Origin of the sequence: Streptomyces sp. NPDC058534, assembly GCF_042717365.1 — a bacterium.
In the GTDB taxonomy this organism is placed as follows: Bacteria; Actinomycetota; Actinomycetes; order Streptomycetales; family Streptomycetaceae; genus Streptomyces.
Genome location: NZ_JBHXNW010000115.1, coordinates 1 through 18407, shown reverse-complemented (window position 1 = coordinate 18407; position 18407 = coordinate 1). Strand labels below are relative to the sequence as shown.

General features: G+C 73.6%; 17 protein-coding genes and 5 pseudogenes. 10 read left to right on the top strand and 12 right to left on the bottom strand.

From position 1 onward, the window contains the following. Nucleotides 1-121 precede the first annotated feature (121 nt). Both ACFWR9_RS39995 and ACFWR9_RS39990 read right to left on the bottom strand, forming a co-directional pair. On the bottom strand, nt 122-433 hold the full coding sequence (locus ACFWR9_RS39995) for a hypothetical protein (RefSeq protein ID WP_383851795.1): 312 nt from the start codon (nt 431-433) through the stop codon (nt 122-124). A 70-nt stretch (nt 434-503) separates the two neighbouring features. Then, nucleotides 504-1793, bottom strand: a complete 1290-nt coding sequence (locus ACFWR9_RS39990; protein WP_383851793.1) for an ROK family protein — start codon at nt 1791-1793, stop codon at nt 504-506. 211 nt (nt 1794-2004) lie between these two features. On the opposite strand from ACFWR9_RS39990, the gene ACFWR9_RS39985 reads away from it, so the two are divergent. The 4 genes from ACFWR9_RS39985 to ACFWR9_RS39970 all read left to right on the top strand — a co-directional run bounded on the left by ACFWR9_RS39985 (nt 2005) and on the right by ACFWR9_RS39970 (nt 6362). After that, nucleotides 2005-2499, top strand: coding sequence for an FBP domain-containing protein (locus tag ACFWR9_RS39985; protein WP_383851791.1), 495 nt, complete (start codon nt 2005-2007; stop codon nt 2497-2499). A gap of 125 nt (nt 2500-2624) precedes the next feature. After that, nucleotides 2625-3881 carry an aromatic acid exporter family protein gene (locus tag ACFWR9_RS39980; RefSeq protein WP_383851788.1) on the top strand — a complete coding sequence of 419 codons (1257 nt, stop codon included), beginning with the start codon at nt 2625-2627 and terminating at the stop codon, nt 3879-3881. 32 nt (nt 3882-3913) lie between these two features. Continuing rightward, nucleotides 3914-4960 carry a hypothetical protein gene (locus tag ACFWR9_RS39975; protein WP_383851785.1) on the top strand — a complete coding sequence of 349 codons (1047 nt, stop codon included), beginning with the start codon at nt 3914-3916 and terminating at the stop codon, nt 4958-4960. A 190-nt stretch (nt 4961-5150) separates the two neighbouring features. Continuing rightward, entirely contained in the window at nt 5151-6362 is a 1212-nt protein-coding gene (locus ACFWR9_RS39970) for a lactonase family protein (RefSeq protein ID WP_383851783.1), read from the top strand. Here the strand turns inward: ACFWR9_RS39970 and ACFWR9_RS39965 are convergent. Both ACFWR9_RS39965 and ACFWR9_RS39960 read right to left on the bottom strand, forming a co-directional pair. Beyond that, nucleotides 6330-7055 carry a DUF2470 domain-containing protein gene (locus ACFWR9_RS39965; protein ID WP_383851781.1) on the bottom strand — a complete coding sequence of 242 codons (726 nt, stop codon included), beginning with the start codon at nt 7053-7055 and terminating at the stop codon, nt 6330-6332. The genes ACFWR9_RS39970 and ACFWR9_RS39965 overlap by 33 nt on opposite strands. A 161-nt stretch (nt 7056-7216) precedes the next feature. Next, nucleotides 7217-7825 carry a TetR/AcrR family transcriptional regulator gene (locus ACFWR9_RS39960; protein WP_383851777.1) on the bottom strand — a complete coding sequence of 203 codons (609 nt, stop codon included), beginning with the start codon at nt 7823-7825 and terminating at the stop codon, nt 7217-7219. 120 nt (nt 7826-7945) lie between these two features. Between ACFWR9_RS39960 and ACFWR9_RS39955 the strand changes: the two genes are divergently transcribed. Continuing rightward, a complete protein-coding gene (locus ACFWR9_RS39955) occupies nt 7946-9517 on the top strand; it encodes a cytochrome P450 (protein WP_383851774.1) in 1572 nt (523 codons plus the stop codon). Here the strand turns inward: ACFWR9_RS39955 and ACFWR9_RS39950 are convergent. The 6 genes and pseudogenes from ACFWR9_RS39950 to ACFWR9_RS39925 all read right to left on the bottom strand — a co-directional run. Next, nucleotides 9479-9957 (bottom strand): annotated as a pseudogene (locus tag ACFWR9_RS39950) (pentapeptide repeat-containing protein). The gene ACFWR9_RS39955 and the pseudogene ACFWR9_RS39950 sit on opposite strands and share 39 nt — an antisense overlap. Nucleotides 9958-10013: 56 nt before the next feature. After that, nucleotides 10014-10934, bottom strand: coding sequence for an RNA polymerase sigma factor SigJ (gene sigJ / locus ACFWR9_RS39945; protein WP_383851772.1), 921 nt, complete (start codon nt 10932-10934; stop codon nt 10014-10016). A gap of 4 nt (nt 10935-10938) precedes the next feature. Then, nucleotides 10939-11682, bottom strand: coding sequence for a PIG-L deacetylase family protein (locus ACFWR9_RS39940; protein WP_383851770.1), 744 nt, complete (start codon nt 11680-11682; stop codon nt 10939-10941). 57 nt (nt 11683-11739) lie between these two features. Next, a complete protein-coding gene (locus tag ACFWR9_RS39935; RefSeq protein ID WP_383851768.1) occupies nt 11740-13041 on the bottom strand; it encodes an alpha/beta fold hydrolase in 1302 nt (433 codons plus the stop codon). Between the two features lie 115 nt (nt 13042-13156). Continuing rightward, nucleotides 13157-14182 carry a LacI family DNA-binding transcriptional regulator gene (locus tag ACFWR9_RS39930; protein ID WP_361359508.1) on the bottom strand — a complete coding sequence of 342 codons (1026 nt, stop codon included), beginning with the start codon at nt 14180-14182 and terminating at the stop codon, nt 13157-13159. An 87-nt stretch (nt 14183-14269) separates the two neighbouring features. Beyond that, a pseudogene (locus ACFWR9_RS39925) lies at nt 14270-14431 on the bottom strand (L-rhamnose mutarotase); the annotation flags it as partial. Here ACFWR9_RS39925 and ACFWR9_RS39920 point away from each other — a divergent pair. The 4 genes and pseudogenes from ACFWR9_RS39920 to ACFWR9_RS39905 all read left to right on the top strand — a co-directional run. Then, nucleotides 14411-14617, top strand: a pseudogene (locus tag ACFWR9_RS39920) (rhamnulokinase); the annotation flags it as partial. The pseudogenes ACFWR9_RS39925 and ACFWR9_RS39920 sit on opposite strands and share 21 nt — an antisense overlap. 78 nt (nt 14618-14695) lie before the next feature. Next, the gene (locus tag ACFWR9_RS39915; RefSeq protein WP_383851765.1) at nt 14696-15451 is read left to right on the top strand and encodes a (Fe-S)-binding protein; all 756 of its coding nucleotides are present in this window, start codon (nt 14696-14698) and stop codon (nt 15449-15451) included. Further along, entirely contained in the window at nt 15448-16941 is a 1494-nt protein-coding gene (locus tag ACFWR9_RS39910) for a lactate utilization protein B (protein ID WP_383851762.1), read from the top strand. The genes ACFWR9_RS39915 and ACFWR9_RS39910 overlap by 4 nt, the downstream gene beginning before the upstream one ends. After that, entirely contained in the window at nt 16938-17594 is a 657-nt protein-coding gene (locus ACFWR9_RS39905; protein WP_383851761.1) for a lactate utilization protein C, read from the top strand. Before ACFWR9_RS39910 ends, ACFWR9_RS39905 begins: the two co-directional genes overlap by 4 nt. Nucleotides 17595-17650: 56 nt before the next feature. Here the strand turns inward: ACFWR9_RS39905 and ACFWR9_RS39900 are convergent. Together ACFWR9_RS39900 and ACFWR9_RS39895 are read right to left on the bottom strand one after the other, a co-directional pair. Further along, a pseudogene (locus ACFWR9_RS39900) lies at nt 17651-17799 on the bottom strand (alpha-L-rhamnosidase C-terminal domain-containing protein); the annotation flags it as partial. A gap of 26 nt (nt 17800-17825) precedes the next feature. Next, nucleotides 17826-17954 (bottom strand): hypothetical protein, encoded by a 129-nt coding sequence (locus ACFWR9_RS39895; protein ID WP_383851759.1) that lies wholly within the window; start codon nt 17952-17954, stop codon nt 17826-17828. 151 nt (nt 17955-18105) lie between these two features. On the opposite strand from ACFWR9_RS39895, the pseudogene ACFWR9_RS39890 reads away from it, so the two are divergent. Next, nucleotides 18106-18407, top strand: a pseudogene (locus ACFWR9_RS39890) (hypothetical protein); the annotation flags it as partial.

Genomic DNA, 18407 nt, shown 5'->3' with positions numbered 1-18407 from the left:
CCCCACCCCCCCCCCCCCCGCCCCCACGGCTGGCCGGACGCCGGGGGCACGGGTGAGGGGGCGGGCGCGCTGCCCGCCCCCTCACCCTGTTCCGTACCGTGCTCCGGCGTGTGCGCTCGCGTCAGCCGGAGGGCTCGTCGGGCACCGGGTGCTCGGGGTGCACGGCACCCGAGTGCGGCGCGCCCTGCCGGCCCGTTCCGGCCTCGTCCGTGTCGGGGACGTCGTCGGCGGGTTCGGCCGTACCGTTCTCCTCGCCGTCGGCCTCGGCGTCCTCGTCCCGGTCCGCCCGGTCGCTCTGGAGGTGCCGGCGCTGCTCACGCGTGGGCGAGGCGGCCTCCCACGGGTCGTCGCCGACGCCGGCCTGCTGGTCCGGCAGGTCCCGGGGAACGGGGGCGCCGTTCTCCCCCGGCCCCTCCTGGCGGTGGTCGGTCACTGCGCGCTCCTTCCCGTGGTGCTCATGGACGTCCGACCGCACCGGGTACCCCGCGCCACCGGGCGAAACCTCAGTGCGGCGCCCGCTCCTCCAACGCCGTACGCCAGGCGGGGACCGGGTAATCGGGTGCCGGATCGGGGCGTCGGCCGCCGCGCGCGAAGAAGTCCGCCAGGGGCAGGATCGCGGCGCCCACGGTGACCGCGTCCGGGCCGAGCCGCCCCAGGTCGACCGTCACCTTCTGGGCCGGGTGACGCAGTGCGTACGACACCGCGTGGCGGCGGACGGCGGGCAGGAAGCGGGTGCCGAGCTGGAGGCCGGCCCAGCCGCCGATGAGGATGCGCTCGGGCTGGAAGAGGTTGATCAGGTCGGACAGGCCGGCGCCCAGGTACTCGGCGGTCTCCTCCAGGACGGCGAGCGCGACCGGGTCGGCCGCCTCGCCCGCCGGCGGATAGGCGGCGGCGAGCATGGTGGTCAGGGCGGTCTCCTCGTCGGTGCCCCCGGGCACCCGTCCGCCCTCCTCGCGCCAGCGGGCCAGCAGCGACTCGGCGCCCGCGTAGGCCTCCAGGCAGCCGAGCGCGCCGCAGCGGCAGCGGCGTCCCCTGACCCGGACCGTCAGGTGCCCCCATTCGACCGCCCGGCCCTGCTCGACCTCGGGCGTGACGAGGCTGGCGCCGACGCCGGACCCGAAGAGGACGACGACGGCGTTGCGGGCGCCGCGTCCGGCGCCGAACCACATCTCGGCCTGGCCGAGGGTCTTGGCGCCGTTGTCGATGAAGTAGGGCACGGTGTCGGGCAGCGGGGACCCGGCGCGCAGCAGTGCCTCCAGCGGGACGGCGTCCCAGCCGATGGTCTGGCCGTGCACCACGGCGCCCCGGTCCGGGGTGTGCTCGACGATGCCGGGGACACCGATCCCGGCGCCGAGCAGCCGCTCGGGTGGGAGACCGGCCGCGGCCAGCACCTCGGCGATGCCGTCGCGGATGTGGCCGACGATGACCTCGACGTCGTAGCCCTGCTGCGTCAGCGGGCGTTCGGCGCGGGCGAGTTCGGTGAGCGTCAGGTCGAACAGTTCGACGCGCACCCGGGTCTCGCCGACGTCCACGCCGATCATATGGCCGCTGGCGGGTGCCACGCGCAGCAGGGTGCGGGGCCGGCCGCCGTCGGAGTCGACGCTGCCGGCCTCCTCCACCAGGCCGTCGGCGACCAGGTCGGCGACGACGTTGCTGACGGAGCCGGAGCTGAGTCCGGTCGCCGGGCCCAGTTCGAAGCGGCTGAGCGGTCCGTCGAAGTAGAGCCGCTGGAGTACGGCCGTACGGTTGGCCCTTCTCAGGTCGCGCACCGTGCGCCCGTTCCGCCCCGCCATGTGGCTCCTCCCGTACCGTGCCCGGTCTGCAAGATACCTCTGCCGCGCGACAGCCCGCGACTTCCCTTTGCCCTTAATTCATGCTATGAACTCCCGCTCGCCGAAATGCGTTGGCCTCCGACGCTCCCCCTATCTACGCTCGGCGAAAACCCAGAGATTCCAGGTTTCCCGAATTTCGGCACTCATTCGACACCCAAGGGGGAGGCTCCCCATGAGAGCACTCGTCGAGCAGGACATCCGCACCTCTTTCATCAACTGCTCCAAGGGAGAGGCCAAGCGTCTGCCCCTCCCGCGCGATCTCGGCGAACGCCCCTGGGAGGACCTCGACTTCCTGGGCTGGCGGGATCCCGGGGCACCCGACCGCAGCTATCTGGTCGCGGACCTGGACGGACGGCTGACCGCCTTGTCGCTGCGGTTCCAGCAGGCCCGGGCCGGTTACTTCCAGCGCAGCCTGTGCGCGCTGTGTCTGACCACCCATCCCCGGGGAGGCGTGTCGCTGATGACGGCGCGCAGGGCCGGCGCGGCCGGCCGCGAGGGCAACTCGGTCGGCCTGTACATGTGCACCGACCTCGCCTGCTCGCTGTACCTGCGGGGCAGGAAGGTGTCGCAGAGCGGCGCCCGTTTCGAGGAGAGCCTCACCCTGGAGGAGCAGGTCGACCGGACCCTGGGCAACCTGTCCGCCTTCCTCGCCAAGGTGACCGCCTGACGAGCGCGGACGTACCCCGACGCAGGCCGACGTACGGCGCGTAGGAACCGCTCCCACCCCCTTTGTCCGGTTACCGTCCTGTCCGGAACACGTTCGAGGCGCCCGGGGAAGGGAACAGCCCGAGGATGCGGGATGTACGTGAGGCCGCGAAGTCGGCTCTGCGGCGGGTGAAGTGGCTCAGGGACCCCAGGGTCGTGCAGGCCCTGCGCTCGGCCGCGGCGGCCTCGATCGCCTATGCCATCGCGGTGCGGCTGAGCCCGGACAAGTCGGCGGCACCGCTCACCGCGCCCCTGACCGCGCTCCTGGTCGTCCAGGTCACCCTGTACGCCACGCTCAAGATGGGCATCCGCAGGGTGAACGCCGTGGTGTCCGGTGTGCTGGTCGCCATCGCCTTCAGCCAGTTGGTCGGGCTGAGCTGGTGGAGCCTGGCCCTGCTGATCGTGGCGGCGCTGGGCGTCGGGCACCTGGTGCGGGCGCACGAGTTCGTCGCCGAGGTGGCCATCAGCGCGATGCTGGTGCTCGGTGTGACCTCGCACGGCAGCCTGGCGTGGGCCCGGGTGGTGGAGACGCTGATCGGGGCGATCGTCGGACTGTCCTTCAACCTGGTCCTCGCCCCGCCGGTGTGGGTGGAGCAGGCGGGCGAGTCCATCGAGGAACTGGCCCGGCGGGTGCGTCAGCTGATGCTGCGTATGGGCGAGGAGGCTGCCGACAGCACGCCGTTCCACGAGGCGGCGGCCCGGCTGCACGAGGCGCGCCGGCTGGACCACGACATCGGGGAGGTGGACGAGGACCTGCGCCAGGCCGAGGACAGTCTGCGGTTCAACCCCCGGGTGCGGGAGGGGTTGCTGCACCGGGTGGTGCTGCGCACGGGTCTGGACACCCTGGAGATCTGCACGGTGGTCATGCGGGTCCTCGCGCGCAGCTTCACCGACCTCGCGAAGGAACGTGAGCCGGAGCCCCTGTTCCCACCGGAGACGGGCGCCACCATCCAGCAGTTGCTGTCCGAGATCGCCGACGCCGTGGTGAGCTTCGCGGTGCTGGTCACCACCAGTGCCAGCGAGAACGCCGAGTCCGCGGAGGAACGCCTCTCCAGCGAGCTGCGCCAGGCGGCGGCCACCCGGGACAGGCTGGCCGACCTGCTCCTGGAGGAGGTCAGGCGCGATTCCCGGCAGTGGCAGCTGCGGGGCGCGGTGCTGGCCGAGGTCGACCGGATCATCGACGAGATGGACACCGAGCACCGCTCGCGACGGCTCCTGGAGGAGCTGGACCGGCACACGCGCGAGCTGCGCGAACGCATGCCGCGGCTGTCCCGGCTGCGGGACCGGGGACGGGCGGTGCTGCGGAAGCGGAACCGCAGCGGCGCCGCGCGACGTTCCCCTTGAGGAAGAGCGGACGACGACGAGGGGGCGTACGGATGACCGACACCAGCGTGCGGATCGACGGGAACCGGCTGCTGCTGCCGGGCGGTGCCGTGGTGCGGTTCATCCGCACCCTGCGGCTGCCCGAGCAGGGCACCCACCCGCTGCCGCCGGGGCTCGGCGAGTTCCCGGTCCGGCGGGTCGCCGACTACGCCGACACGGTCCCCGAGTCCTGGCGGGCCCGCGGCGGCGTGATGCTGCCGGTGTACCTGCGGGAGGCCATGTGGCTGAGTTTCGCGGGCACGAGGGAGCCCACCGCGCTCCAGGTCGGGGTGGGCAAGGTGTGCGCGGTCTCGGGCAGGCCCTGGAGCGGCCGGCTGTCCCGCGACCCGCAGAACTACGTGGTCCTTCCGCGCCAGCCCTGGCTGGACGGCATCAACTCCGGGACGGGCACGGTCCGTCAGTTCGTGGCGGTGCCGCTCGGCATGGGGGCGACCGTCGAGGGCCAGGTCACCGGCGAGGAGGTCTGGGGCGGAGTCCAGTTGCAGGACTTCCGCCTCAACGACCGGGAACTGGAGCGGTGGCGGGAGGCGGAGCGGCGCCGCGCCGAGTTCGCGCGCAGGCCGGCCCCTCCCGGCGGGGCCTTCGGGGCGGCGATGCCGGCTCCGGCCGCCCCCGGCGCGGCCCCCGCCTACGGCGGCGCGGCCCGGTCCCGGTCCGCGCCGGCGATGGGGCTGGGCGTCGGAGGGTCCATGCGCCAGGAGGTGTACCGCGACGAACGGCCCCTGGGGCACTGGTCCGACAGCCCGGCGGGCAGGGTCTTCGTGCACCTGGTGACGCCGCCGGAGTGGCGGCGCGTCACCGGCGAGGAGCCGCCGCCGTCCCCGGTGGACCGGTCCGCGTACACCAAGGCGGGCCTGCCCTGGTACGACTACTACGACCAGGACGCCCACGACCTCGCGCCCACCGAGCCGCTGCGGGACGTCAAGCCGGTCGGTGACTGGATCGGCGACGACCACGAGCCGTGGCAGGCGCCGGGGCAGCAGCAGGTCCGGCCCCTGAAGGACGCGCAGGGCAAGCCGGTGGAGGACGGGGACTGGTAGGAGGAGCGGGGCGGTACGGGGAGCACGGGCCGACAGGAGAAGGCGCGGGGCCGGCAGCAGGAGCGCTGGGGCCGGGGCGCACGGGGCCCGCAGGTGAAGGGCCCGGCGCCGACAGGAGGCGCGTGAGCACCGGCAGGAGAACACGCGGCCCGGCAGGAGACGCACGGGCAGGGACGGGAGGAGCGCGTACATGAGCGGTGACGGCTGGCGCAGGCGGCGGTTCGTCGGTCTGCTCGCGGGGACGGCCACCGCCGCGGCGCTGCCCGCGGCGGCGGGGTGCGGCGGCGCGCCGGACCCGTCGTCACCGGCGCCCTCCCCGACACCCACGGCGCCGGGTGCGAGCGAGGGCGCCTCGGGCAGGCAACGCGACTCCTCCGGTCCGCGCCCGCTGTACATCGGCACGTACACCTCGGCCGAAGGCGGCGGCAAGGGCATCGGCCTCGCCGAGTACGACCCCCGCACCGGGCGGATCACCGGCCGTGGCGTCCTCACCGGCGTGGACGATCCCTCGTATCTCGCGGCTCATCCCGACGGGCGCACCCTGTACGCGGTGAGCGAGCGCGAGGAGGGGACGGTGACCGCCGTCCGGCTGTCGGACCGCGAGGTCCTGGGCAGCCGGAGCACCGGAGGCGCCGCGCCCTGTCATCTGTCCGTGCATCCGGGCGGGCGCTGGCTGCTCAGCGCCGACTACGGTTCGGGCAGCGTCGCCGTGCACCCGATCGACGCCTCGGGCGCGCTCGGGGAACGCACCGACCTGGTGACCCACTCCACTCCCCCGCCCGGCCCCGGGCAGCAGGGGCCGCACGCGCACCAGATCGTCACCGCTCCGGACGGTGGCCATGTCCTCGCCGTGGACCTCGGCACGGACACCGTGTACACCTACCGGCTGGACGAGACGTCGGGCACGCTCACCGAGGTCGCGCGAGCCCGGACCCGGCCGGGCGCCGGGCCCCGCCACCTCACCTTCCATCCCGCCGGCCGCCACGCCTACCTCGCCAACGAGGTCGACAACACGGTCGCCGTCTGCGTCTACGACCCCGGGACGGGCCGCCTGACCATCGGCGAGGCGCAGTCCACGGGCACGGGATCCGGCACCAATCACCCGGCGCAGATCCTGGTGACGGCCGACGGTTCGCACGCCTTCCTCGCCAACCGGGGGCACAACAGCCTCACGCGCTACGCGGTGGAGGCGGACGGCGCCCGGCTGCGGCTGCTCGGCACGGTGCCGGTGGGCGGCGACTTCCCGCGGCAGATCGCCTTCTCCCCGGACGGCGGGCTGCTCTTCGCGGCGAACCAGAGATCCGGCACCGTCAGCGTGTTCCGCGTGTCCGGCGGTGGTGAACTGCGTGCCGCCGGGGAGCCGTTCGCCTCACCCGTCGCCGTCTGTGCGCTGCCGCTGTAGGGCCCGGGGGCAGGAGGCGGCGCTCGCCTGCGACAGCAGCACGTGCACCCGCTCCGTGAGCTGCCCGATGTCGTCGGCCGGCGCGTGGAAGGGCAGGCGTACGTCAGCGTGGGCGCGGGCGCGCTCGATGCGCAGGGTCAGCCCGTGCCGGTCGACGGCGAGCGGCCGCACCCGGACCGCGCCGTGCAGGCTGTCGGCCTCCACGAGCCGGGTCAGCCGCTCCACCGCGTCGCCGTGGCAGTCGGCGAGGTGGGTCAGCAGCCGGGCCTCGGCCGGCGCCAGCGGGTCGGGCTCGGCGGCGGCGAACTCGTCGAGGTCGACCACCACCGCACCGGACGGCCGCCGCAGCACCACACGGGTGGGCCGGAACGCCAGGTGTCCGTCCGCCACGGCGAACCAGCCGGCGAGCCAGAGCCGGGCCCTGATCCGGCCCCGCACCGGGACGGGCGCCACGTCGGCGAACTCCAGCACGGCGGACGGCTCTCCGCGGGGCGCGCAGATGGCCGCCGCGAGCAGGGCGCTGTCCTCGGGCACGTGCAGGAACACCTGGCCGTCGGCGCCGACCGTGTGCGCGCCGACGAACTCCTCGCGGCCGCCTTCCGCGGTCACCGCGCAGGACCAGGCGGCGGCGAGTACGGAGCGCGCCCGCTCCGCCGCGGCAGGCGCGGCCGTCCAGGCGTGGCTGTCACCCATCCTCAACCTCCGTCATCAACTCATTAGGTAAGGCTCACCTAACTTATCGGAGTTCGAGGCGTGCGCCAACCAGGACGCGTGATCTTTGCGAGACCTTTTCAGCGTGCCGGACGGCGCATTTCAGCGGCCCGGGGGCGCGTTCCGAAGTGCAACGCGGGCGCTCAGGGGGCGATGGCGCCGAGCAGCGCCCGCGCACACAGGTCGCGCACCTGCTCCCGGGCTGGCTCCGGGTCCCGCAGCCACTCCAGGCAGACCGCGGTGGTGAACGCCAGCCAGCCGCGCACCGCCAGCCGTACGTCGCCGCGCTCCTCGAAGGCCGGGCCGAACTCCGGGTCGGCGGCCAGGGCCGCGAGGATCTGCCGCTCCTGCGCGGCGAGCGCCTGCCGGTAGACCCGGCGCACCGCCTGGTCGCCGGTCGCGTCGGCGCGGTGGAAGGCGCGGTAGCCGTGCGCGTGGGCGCGGACGTACTCCAGGTACGCGTCGAGCCCCGCGGTGAGCTGCTCGCGGACCGGGACCCCCGGCACGGCCGCCGTCATCCGCAGCATGCGCTCGCTCTCGCGCTCGACGACCGCCGCGAAGAAATCCCGCTTGTTCGGGAAGTAGTGGTACAGAAGCCCCCGGGAGACCCCGGCGATCTCGGCGACCTGCTCGATCCAGACCTCGCCGTAGGGGCTCTCCGAGAACAGCCGCGCCCCCACCGACAGCAACTGCTCCCGGCGCTCACCGGTGCTGAGCCGGCGGCGTGTGCGCTCGCCCTGTTTCGCGGCCATGCCCGCACCTTACTTGACGCCGGTTCAACAACGGGACGAGACTGGTACCCGCTATTGAATCCATGTACAACACGCTTGCCCCGCATGAGTAACACACCACCGCGTCAAGGGAGATCGCGCATGGCCCGGACGACGAACGAGACGGCCCGGGACGGCCTGCCCAAGGGCTTCCGCAGCGCCGAGCTGGGCTGGCCCGAACTGCGCCGCATACCCCGCCCGCCGTACCGCGTCCCGCTGCTGGGGGACGTGATCGGGGCGAGCCGGCACACGCCGATGCAGGACTCGCTGCGGTACGCGCGGCAGCTGGGGCCGATCTTCCGGCGGCGGGCCTTCGGCAAGGAGTTCGTGTTCGTGTGGGGCGCCGCGCTCGCCGCCGACCTGGCGGACGAGACGCGCTTCGCCAAGCACGTGGGGCTCGGCGTGGCCAACCTGCGGCCGGTGGCCGGGGACGGCCTGTTCACGGCGTACAACCACGAGCCCAACTGGCAGCTCGCGCACGAGGTGCTGGCGCCCGGCTTCAGCCGCGAGGCCATGGCCGGGTACCACGTGATGATGCTGGACGTGGCCGCGCGGCTCACCGACCACTGGGACCGGGCCCGTGCCGCGGGACGGGCGGTGGACGTGCCGGGGGACATGACCAAGCTGACGCTGGAGACCATCGCGCGCACCGGGTTCGGGCACGACTTCGGGTCCTTCGAGCGCTCCCGCCCGCACCCCTTCGTCTCCGCGATGGTGGGCACGCTCACCTACGCGCAGCGCCTCAACACGGTGCCCGCACCGCTCGCCCCCTGGCTGCTGCGCGACGCGAGCCGCCGCAACGCCGCCGACATCGCCCACCTCAACCGCACCGTTGACGACCTGGTCCGCGAACGCCGGGCCGCGGCGGGCGGCGAGGGCGACCTGCTCGACCGGATGCTGGAGACGACCCATCCCGTCACCGGTGAGCGGCTGTCGCCGGAGAACGTCCGCCGGCAGGTCATCACCTTCCTGGTCGCCGGGCACGAGACCACCTCGGGCGCGCTCTCCTTCGCCCTGCACTACCTCGCCCAGCACCCGGAGGTCGCCGCCCGGGTCCGGGACGAGGTGGACCGTGTCTGGGACGACACCGAGGCGCCCGGCTACGAGCAGGTGGCCAGGCTGCGCTACACGCGCCGGGTGCTGGACGAGTCGCTGCGGCTGTGGCCGACCGCCCCCGCCTTCGCGCGGGAGGCACGCGAGGACACGGTGCTCGGCGGCGCGTACCCGATGCGGCGCGGGGCCTGGGCGCTGGTGCTCACCGGGATGCTGCACCGCGACCCGGACGTGTGGGGCCCGGACGCCGAACGGTTCGACCCGGACCGCTTCGACGCGAAGGCCGTACGGTCGCGTGCCCCGCACACCTTCAAGCCGTTCGGGACGGGGGCGCGGGCCTGCATCGGGCGGCAGTTCGCGCTGCACGAGGCGACGCTGGTCCTGGGACTGCTGCTGCGCCGCTACGAGCTGCGGCCCGAGCCCGGTTACCGGCTGCGGGTGACCGAGCGGCTGACGCTGATGCCGGAGGGGCTGCGGCTGCGGCTGGAGCGGCGGACCGGGTCCGGCGGACCGGGCCCGGCGCCGGAGGGCGGCGCCCGCACGGGGGACGCCGAGGAGGAAGGGGACGGCGGGGACGCCGTCTCAGCGGCCCCCTGTCCAGTGCATCGGACGGGTGACTGAGTCCGGCAGCCTGGTCCGGGCGCCGCCCCGGGCCGCGGTGAGCTGCGGCTGGGTCAGGAAGAAGGCTCCCGTCAGGTCCGCGTCCGTCAGGTCGGCGTCGCGCAGGTCCGCGCCGATCAGGTCGGAACTCGTGCACACGTCGAAGACGAGGCGGGCGAGCTCCGGCGGGCCGGTGCGCCAGTCCTGTCCGCCGGTGACCTGCGAGACCTGCTGTCCGGCGCCGAAGCAGTCGTAGACCGTGCAGCCGGTGAAGCCGCGGTCCCGCAGCTCGGCGTGGATGCCGCAGCGGTGGCCCGTCCCGAGGTTCGGGCAGGGCTTCCCCGCGTCCTTGTCGATGGCGAAGTCCGCCGAACGGGTGAACGGCAGGGCCACGCGGCACAGACCGAAGCGTGCCCGCAGCCGGCGCGCAGCGCGGCCCGGTCCACCGTGTGTTCTCGCATGTCACCGAGGATGCGGGCCGTCGGTACGCCCCCGCGCCGACGGCGCCCGGACCCGGTCAGGCCTCCAGCGCGGACAGGTCCAGGCGGGCCAGCCGCTCGGGGTCGGACAGGATGTACAGGCCGGTGATGAGCCCGTCGACGACGGTGACGTACGTGACCGACCGCGGACGTCCCTCGGAGACGGCGACGGTGCCCACCGCGCCGTTGACCAGGACGACGCGTGCCGCCCCCGCGAGGTGGCGGAAGTGGAAGGCCCCGGTGGCGACCGTCCGGGCCCCGGTGACGACCTTCGACGCGGCCGGGCCCCTGGCCGGCGCACCGGCGTCGGCGCGCAGCACCACGTCCGGGTGGAGCACGGACACCAGCGCCTCGAAGTCCCCGGCGCGGCTCGCGGCCAGGAACGCCTCGACCGCCCGGCGCTGCCGGCCGAGGTCGGGGTCGGCGGCGGGGGTGGCGTCCCGCACCCGGCGCCGGGCCCGGCTGGCCAGCTGCCGGGTGGCGGCCGGGCTGCGCTCGACGATCCGCGCGATGTCGTCGAACGGCACGGCGAACATGTCGTGCAGCACGAACGCCAGCCGCTCGGCCGGTTCCAGGGTCTCCAGCACCACCAGCAGGGCGATGCCCACCGAGTCGGTGTGCAGGGCCTCCTGCTCCGGGTCGGCCTGCGGCAGCGCGCGCACCACGGGGTCCGGCACGAAGGTGTCGAAGCCCTCCGTCATCGGCTCCTCGCGGCGCGCGGTCCGGGAGCGCAGCAGGTCCAGGCAGACCCGGCCGGTCACCGTGGTCAGCCAGGCGCCCAGGTTCTCGATGCCGTCCGCGCCGGTGCGGTCGAGGCGCAGCCACGCCTCCTGCACGGCGTCCTCCGCCTCGGCCGCCGAACCGAGCATGCGGTAGGCGACCGCCTTCAACTGGCCCCGGTGCTCCTCGAACCGCTCGGCGAGACGCCGCTGCCCCTGCTCCCCCCGCTCCCCCGCCATGCCGCTACCGCCCGAAGACTTCGAAGGTCACCGCCGGCTTTCCGCCGAACCGCTCCCCCGCGGACTCCGCGAAACCGGTGAGGAAGCCGCGCACGTACGTCTCCGGGTCCTCCTTGGTCAGCACCTCGATGTACGTCCGGTGTTCGAGCAGCGAGCGCACCGCGCGCTCCAGTCCCGGCGTGGCGTCCACGGCGTGCGTGGGCGAGGCGGACCCGGCGACCGCGACCCAGCGCACGCCGTCCCAGGGTTCGAGGCCCTGCTCGGTCAGCTCGGGGAAGATCCACCGGTTGCCCGCGTCGGACGCCGCGTCCAGCGTGGCGCGGCCGACGGCGACGTGGTCCGGGGTGTTCCAGGCGACGCCGCCCCAGGTGTCCCGGTGGTTGAGGGTGATGACCAGCTCGGGCCGGTACCGGCGGATCGCGGCGGCGATGTCGCGGCGCAGCGCGACGCCGTACTCGACGACACCGTCCCGGTGGTCGAGGAACTCCACCTCGCTCACCCCGACGACCGCGGCGCTCGCCCGCTGCTCCCGTTCGCGCAGCGGGGCGCACTCGGCGGGCGCCATGGCGTCGATGCCCGCCTCGCCCCGGGTGGCGAGCAGGTAGGCGACCTCGCGGCCCTCGTCGGTCCAGCCGGCGATCGCCGCCGAGCAGCCGTACTCCAGGTCGTCCGGGTGGGCGACGACGGCGAGGGCGCGGCTCCAGTCGCCGGGCATGGGCTCCAGTTGCGTGATCGTCGGCTCCGTCATGCCCGCACACTAACCCGCGCCGCCGACATCCCACCCGGATATTCGGCCGGGCTCGGTTCAGGTCTCGTCGCGGGCCAGCGCGAGCAGCCGGTCCAGGACGCGGGGGCCGCCGGCCCGTACGCCGTCGTGCTCGAACTCGTCGGTCACCCAGGTGCGCAGTCCGCGGATCCCGCGCGCGGTGGTCAGGGCGTGGGCGGTGTCGACGTACATGTCGTCGTGGTAGACGGCCGCGGCGGTTGGAACCTCGTTGGCGGCGAGGCGGGCGGGGTCGTACAGGGGCGTCCAGTCGGTGCGGGCGGCGAGCAGGCCGGCGGTCTCGCGCAGCGGGCGCAGCGCCGGGTCGCAGTCGAACATCCAGGGGTGGACCGACTCGCCGGTGAACATCAGCGGTTCGTCGCCGGCGAGTGCCTTGGCGGCGTCGAAGCGGGGGAACTCGGCGCGGACCCGCTCGGCCGACCAGTCGGTGGGGCGGGCGCCCTGGCCGTAGATGGCCTCGTGCACGAGGGCGTACAGCGGGTGGCCGGCGTACGACAGCAGGCCCTGCGCCTGTTCCTGGAAGTCGTCGGAGAGTTCGTGTCCGCGCGGGGTGCGGACGAAGGCGTCCTCCAGGAGGAAGTGCAGGCGGTGGCTGCCCTCGCTGCCGCCGAGCAGGATGCCGAGGGACTGGAAGGCCTCGACGGTCAGCCGGTAGCCGCCCGGCAGGACCACGTCGTGGGTCAGCAGGTGGTCGGCGACGCGGCGGGCGCGTTCGACGTCCTGCGGGTAGCGGGCGTAGTGCGCGGCGACCTTGCGTTCGATGCGGGGGAAGGCGGCCCGGTAGACGTCGTCGGCGTGGGCGTCCAGGGAGGGCAGGCCGCCGGTGATCAGGGCGGTGCTCAGGCCCTCGGGGGCGAGCGACAGATAGGCGACGGTGCAGAAGCCGCCGAAGCTCTGGCCGAGGACGGTCCAGGGGGCGCCGCCGGTGACGTGGGGGCGGATGGCCTCGCAGTCGAGGACGATGGCGTCGGCGCGGAAGTGGGTGAGGTAGTCGGCCTGCTCGGCCGGGCCGCCGCGCAGCGGGAGGGTCTGGCGGTTGGCGGGCGTGGAGGCGCCGGTGCCGCGCTGGTCGAGGAGCAGGACGCGGAACTCCTTCAGGGCCCGTCCGAGCCAGGCGGGACGGCCGATGAAACGGTTCGCCCCGAAGCCGGGACCGCCCTGGAGGTAGACCAGCCACGGCAGGTCCTGGTGCGCCTTGTCGCTCGCGACGGCCTCGCGCGCGTACAGCTCGATCGTCTCCCCGGAGGGGTCACGGTGGTCGAGGGGCACGGTGAAACGGCGGTCGGTGAGGACGACACCAGGCTGGCGGTAGCTGACGCTCAACGGGGCTCCCGGGACGGACGGATCTGACGGTCGGATTTCTCGGCCGTGTCCCAGTTCAGCACACGGTCTTGCGGCGGCCGACCCCCGGGATCATGAAATCGTGCCGGGCGGCCGGTCAGCGGGCGGCGAGGCTGGAGCGCCGTACCACCAGTTCGGGCTGGAGCACGACCCTGCGGTGCGGGTGGGTCCGGTCGGTGCCGTCCAGCTCCGTCTCCTCCAGGAGCAGTTCGGCCGCCATCGCGCCCATGGTGACGGCGGGCTGGCGCACGGAGGTGAGCGGGACGGCCGCCGCGGCGGCGAACTCGATGTCGTCGTAGCCGACGATCGCGAGGTCGTCGGGGACGCTCACCCCGGCCGCGTACAGGGCCTGGAGGACGCCCAGGGCGAGCAGGTCGTTGGCGCAGAAGACGGCGGTCGGCCGGTCGGCGAGCCCGAGCAGGCGGGCGCCGGCGTCGCGCCCGGCGGAGACGTCGAGGCGTTCGGTGGGCAGCTCGCGCAGCGCGTCGGGACCGAGCCCGGCCTCCGCGAGCGCGGCGAGGGCGCCGGTACGGCGGTCGCGCACCTGGTTGAGTCCCGGCGGGCCGCTGACGTAGGCGATGGAGCGGTGTCCGGCGTCCACCAGGTGGCGCACGGCCAGCGCGCCGCCGGCGACGTCGTCGACGGAGACCGAGCACTCGGTGGTGCCCTCGGCGACCCGGTCGACGAGCACGAAGGGGATGTTGTGGCGCCGGAAGCCCTCGATGTTGCGGCCGGTGGCGTCGGCCGGGGTGAGCAGGACGCCCCGGACCCGCTGCTCGGCGAAGAGCGACAGGTACTCGGCCTCCTCGCCGGGGTTCTGGGCGCTGTTGCAGACCATCACGCCGAGCCCGGCGTCCCGCGCGGCCCGCTCGGCGCCGCGCGCGACGTCGACGAAGAAGGGGTTGCCCATGTCGAGGACGAGCAGCCCCATGATCCGGCTGCGGCCCGCGCGCAGCTGGCGCGCGGACTCGCTGCGGACGTAGCCGAGCCGGTCGATCGCGGACAGCACCCGCGCGCGGGTCTCGGTCGCGACGGTGTCGGGTCGGTTGATGACGTTGGAGACCGTGCCCACGGAAACTCCGGCGGCGCGGGCGACGTCCTTGATACCCACGGAATGGGCCATCGGGCAGGGACCTCCGAGGTCGGGCCGGGTACGGGTGGGCGGCCGCAGGGCCTTCACACTACCTGCGCCGCCCCGGGAAGAACTCCTTCAGGCGAGGTGGAACACCTCGGTGAGGGGCTTCATCGCCTCGTCGGGACGCCTCCCGTCCAGGGACTCGAAGAGCGGACCCGGCTCCGCCTGCCACCGGGCGTTCACCTCGGCGGCCTCCATGCCGGCCCGGGCGGCGGCGAAGTCCTCGGTCTCCAGGTGGTGGCGGGGCCGACGGAGGCCGCCACGCTCGGCAACGTCCTCGTGCAGGCGCGCGCCCACTCGCTGGTGGACGATCTCGCCGACATGCGCCGGCTGCTGGTGCGCACGCAGTCGCTGACCCGCTACGAGCCGCGCGGTGGCACGGCACGCCGGCGGGCGGCCGAGGCCCGACTCGCCGACCGGTGAACCGGGTCTCCCCCGGCGCCGCCGTGCGGACTAACCTGCATCCATCATTCATCCGATGATCGAACACGAGGAGTCGCGATGCGTGTCGCTCTGTTCCTGACCTGCGTCAACGACACGCTCTATCCGGACACCGGCCGTGCCGTGCTGAAGCTGCTCACCAGACTCGGTGTCGACGTCGACTTCCCGATGGCGCAGACCTGTTGCGGACAGGCGCACTACAACACCGGTTACCGGCACGAGGCCGAGCCGCTGGCCCGGCACTTCGCCGACGTCTTCGCGGAGTACGACGCGGTCGTGACGCCGTCGGGTTCGTGCGGCGCGATGGTGCGGGAGCTGTATCCGCGCATGGGTGAGCGGGCGCGGGCGGAGGGGCGCGGGGACACGCTCGCGGCGACGCTGGCGCCGGTGGTGCCGAAGACGTACGAGCTGACGGAGTTCCTCGTGGACGTGCTCGGGGTGACGGACGTCGGGGCGTCCTACCCGCACACGGTGACCTACCACCCGACCTGCCACGGGCTGCGGAGCCTGGGCCTGGGCGACCGGCCCCGGCGGCTCCTGGAGGCGGTGAAGGGCCTGGAGCTGCTGGAGTTGCCGGGGGCGGAGGAGTGCTGCGGATTCGGCGGCACCTTCGCCGTGAAGAACTCCGACGTGTCGGCGGCGATGGGCGCGGACAAGGTGCGCAACGCCGAGTCGACGGGCGCCGACGTGCTGTGCGCCGCGGACAACTCCTGTCTGATGCACATCGGCGGGACGATGACGCGGTTGCGGACGGGCATGCGCCCGGTGCACATCGCGGAGATCCTGGCGAGCACGGAGGAGGCGGCGGCCGTATGAGCGGGACGTATCTGGGGATGCCGGCCTTCCCCGAGGCGGCACGGGAGGCCGTGGGCAATCCGACGCTGCGCGGCAATCTGCGCCACGCCACGCACACCATCCGCGACAAGCGGGCCCGCGCGGTCGCGGAACTGGACGACTGGGCGGCGCTGCGCGAGGCCGGGAAGCGGATCAAGGACCACACCCTGCGCCATCTCGACCGGTATCTGGTGCAGGTGGAGGAGGCGGTCACGGCGGCCGGGGGGACCGTGCACTGGGCCGCCGACGCCGACGAGGCCAACGAGATCGTCGCCCGGCTGGTCGAGGAGGCCGGCGGCAGTGACACCGAGCAGCGTGAGGTCGTCAAGGTCAAGTCGATGGCGACGCAGGAGATCGGCCTCAACGAGGCGCTGGAGGCCCGGGGCATCCACGCCTACGAGACCGATCTGGCCGAGCTGATCGTGCAGTTGGGCAAGGACCGGCCCTCGCACATCCTGGTGCCGGCGATCCATCGCAACCGGGGCGAGATCCGGGACATCTTCCGCTCCGAGATGAGCGAGTGGGGCCGCCCGGCGCCCGAGGGCCTGACGGACACCCCCGCCGAACTCGCGGAGGCGGCGCGGCTGCACCTGCGGGAGAAGTTCCTGCGGGCCAAGGTCGGCATCTCCGGCGCCAACTTCATGGTCGCCGAGACCGGCACGCTGGTGGTGGTGGAGTCCGAGGGCAACGGACGGATGTGCCTGACCCTGCCCGAGACGCTGATCTCGGTCGTCGGCATCGAGAAGACCGTGCCGACCTGGCGGGACCTGGAGGTCTTCCTCCAGACCCTCCCCCGCTCCTCGACGGCCGAGCGCATGAACCCGTACACGTCCATGTGGACCGGCACCACCGACGAGGACGGCCCGCGCACCTTCCACCTGGTCCTGCTGGACAACGGCCGCACCGACACCCTCGCCGACGAGGTCGGCCGCCAGGCGCTGCGCTGCATCCGCTGCTCGGCCTGCCTGAACGTGTGCCCGGTGTACGAGCGGGCCGGCGGCCACGCCTACGGCTCGGTCTACCCGGGCCCGATCGGCGCCATCCTCAGCCCCCAACTGCGGGGCACGGGCAGCGAGATCGACGCCTCCCTGCCGTACGCGTCCTCGCTGTGCGGTGCCTGCTACGAGGTGTGCCCGGTCGCCATCGACATCCCCGAGGTGCTGGTGCACCTGCGGGAGAGGGTGGTGCAGGGCGGGCCCGCGGTGCGGGAGGGCAACCGGGTCGTGCTGAAGCCGGCGAAGGGGCACGCCGCCGAACGGGCGGCGATGCGGGCGGCGCGGTGGGCGTTCACGCGTCCGGGGGCGCTGCGCACCGGACAGCGGCTGGCGTCGCGCAGCCGCCGTCTCCATCCGCGCACCCTGCCGGGCCCCGGACGGGCGTGGAGCGACAGCCGCGATCTGCCGCCGGTGCCCCCGGAGCCGTTCCGGGACTGGTGGCAGCGCACGCACGGCGGAAGGGACGAGGCGAAGTGAGCAGCAGAGAGCGCATCCTGGGCCGGGTGCGGCGCGCCCTCGCGGACGCGCCGGCCGACGAGGCGCCCGTCGCACGCGACTACCTGCGCGAGCACGGGCAGCGGACCACCGCGCAGACGGTGGAGCTGCTCGCCGAGAACCTCGCGGACTACCGGGCGATCGTGCACCGGTGCGCGGACGGCGAGTTGCCCGCGCTGCTGGCCGGGCTGCTGTCGGCGCGCGGCTCACGGAGCGTGCTGGTGCCGCCGGGGCTGCCGCCGGGCTGGCTGGCGCAGGCGCAGGCGAGCCCGGTCCCGGACGAGGCGGCGAGTACCGCGCCGGAGCTGGACCGGGTCGACAGCGTGGTCACCGGCTGCGCCGTCGCCGTCGCCGAGACCGGCACGATCGTGCTGGACGGCTCGCCCGACCAGGGGCGCCGGCGCATCACCCTCGTCCCCGACCACCACATCTGCGTCGTCCGCGTGCCCGACCAGGTGGTCTCCTCCGTCCCGCAGGCCCTCGAACGCCTCGACCCGGCCCGTCCGCTGACGTGGATCTCCGGTCCGTCGGCGACCAGCGACATCGAGCTGGACCGGGTCGAGGGGGTGCACGGTCCGCGCACCCTGGAGGTGGTGCTGGTGGGCGGACGGCCGAGCGGGAACGTCACCTCTTGACTTCCGCTCCCCGGCCTAAGGGCCGGGGAGTCCTACCGTCCATTTGCCAAAGATCTGCCGTACGGCGACAGGTGCGAGCCGGTGACATGCTTGATGCGGCAGGTGGGTCGAGGTGCGGGCGCAGCAGGAAGTGCCGGAAGCCCGGGTGGTCCGGGTCCCGGGCGATGCCGGCCATGGACTCGTAGATCCGCTCCATGACGGCGCCGGGCGGATCACTGGCCAAGATCAGAGCTAGAAGCCTTCCAGGACGTCGTGCACCTGGGTGTGGCTGAGCTCGCCGATGAAGTGCGCACGGCACTCCGGCCGGACGGTGTGGATCGGCCGCGCGACCAGTTCGTCGGGGGCGACTTCGCGGGACATCACGACGCCGTAGCCGCCGAAGGCGATGGCATCGGGCGCGGCGAGCCAGGGTCTTCAACTGTTGGGGCTTTCGCTTAAACAGGCCGAGTATCGCTATTTATCAGATGTGTGGTTGATCGGCAGGGTTTCGGGCCAGGTTTCCTCCGATTGAATGCGTTTTCTGCTGATTCTGGCGGGCTGGTGGTGCGGGGTCCGTAGGTTGTCGGGCATGGAGCTTCTTCGGTTGTCGGTGGCCGCGCGTCGGGTGGGTGTGCATCCGGGCACGCTGCGGTTGTGGGCGAACGAGGGCAGGGTCCCGGTGGTGTGGGTGGGCAAGGAACGCCGGTTCTCTGCTGAGGTGTTGGACGTGCTGGCCGGTGGTGGTCGTCGTGAGGCGTTGTATGTGCGTGTGTCGGGGGTCGGCGGGCAGGGGTCGTCGTCGGCGGTGCGGGAGGCGGAGTTGCGGAGGTCTGC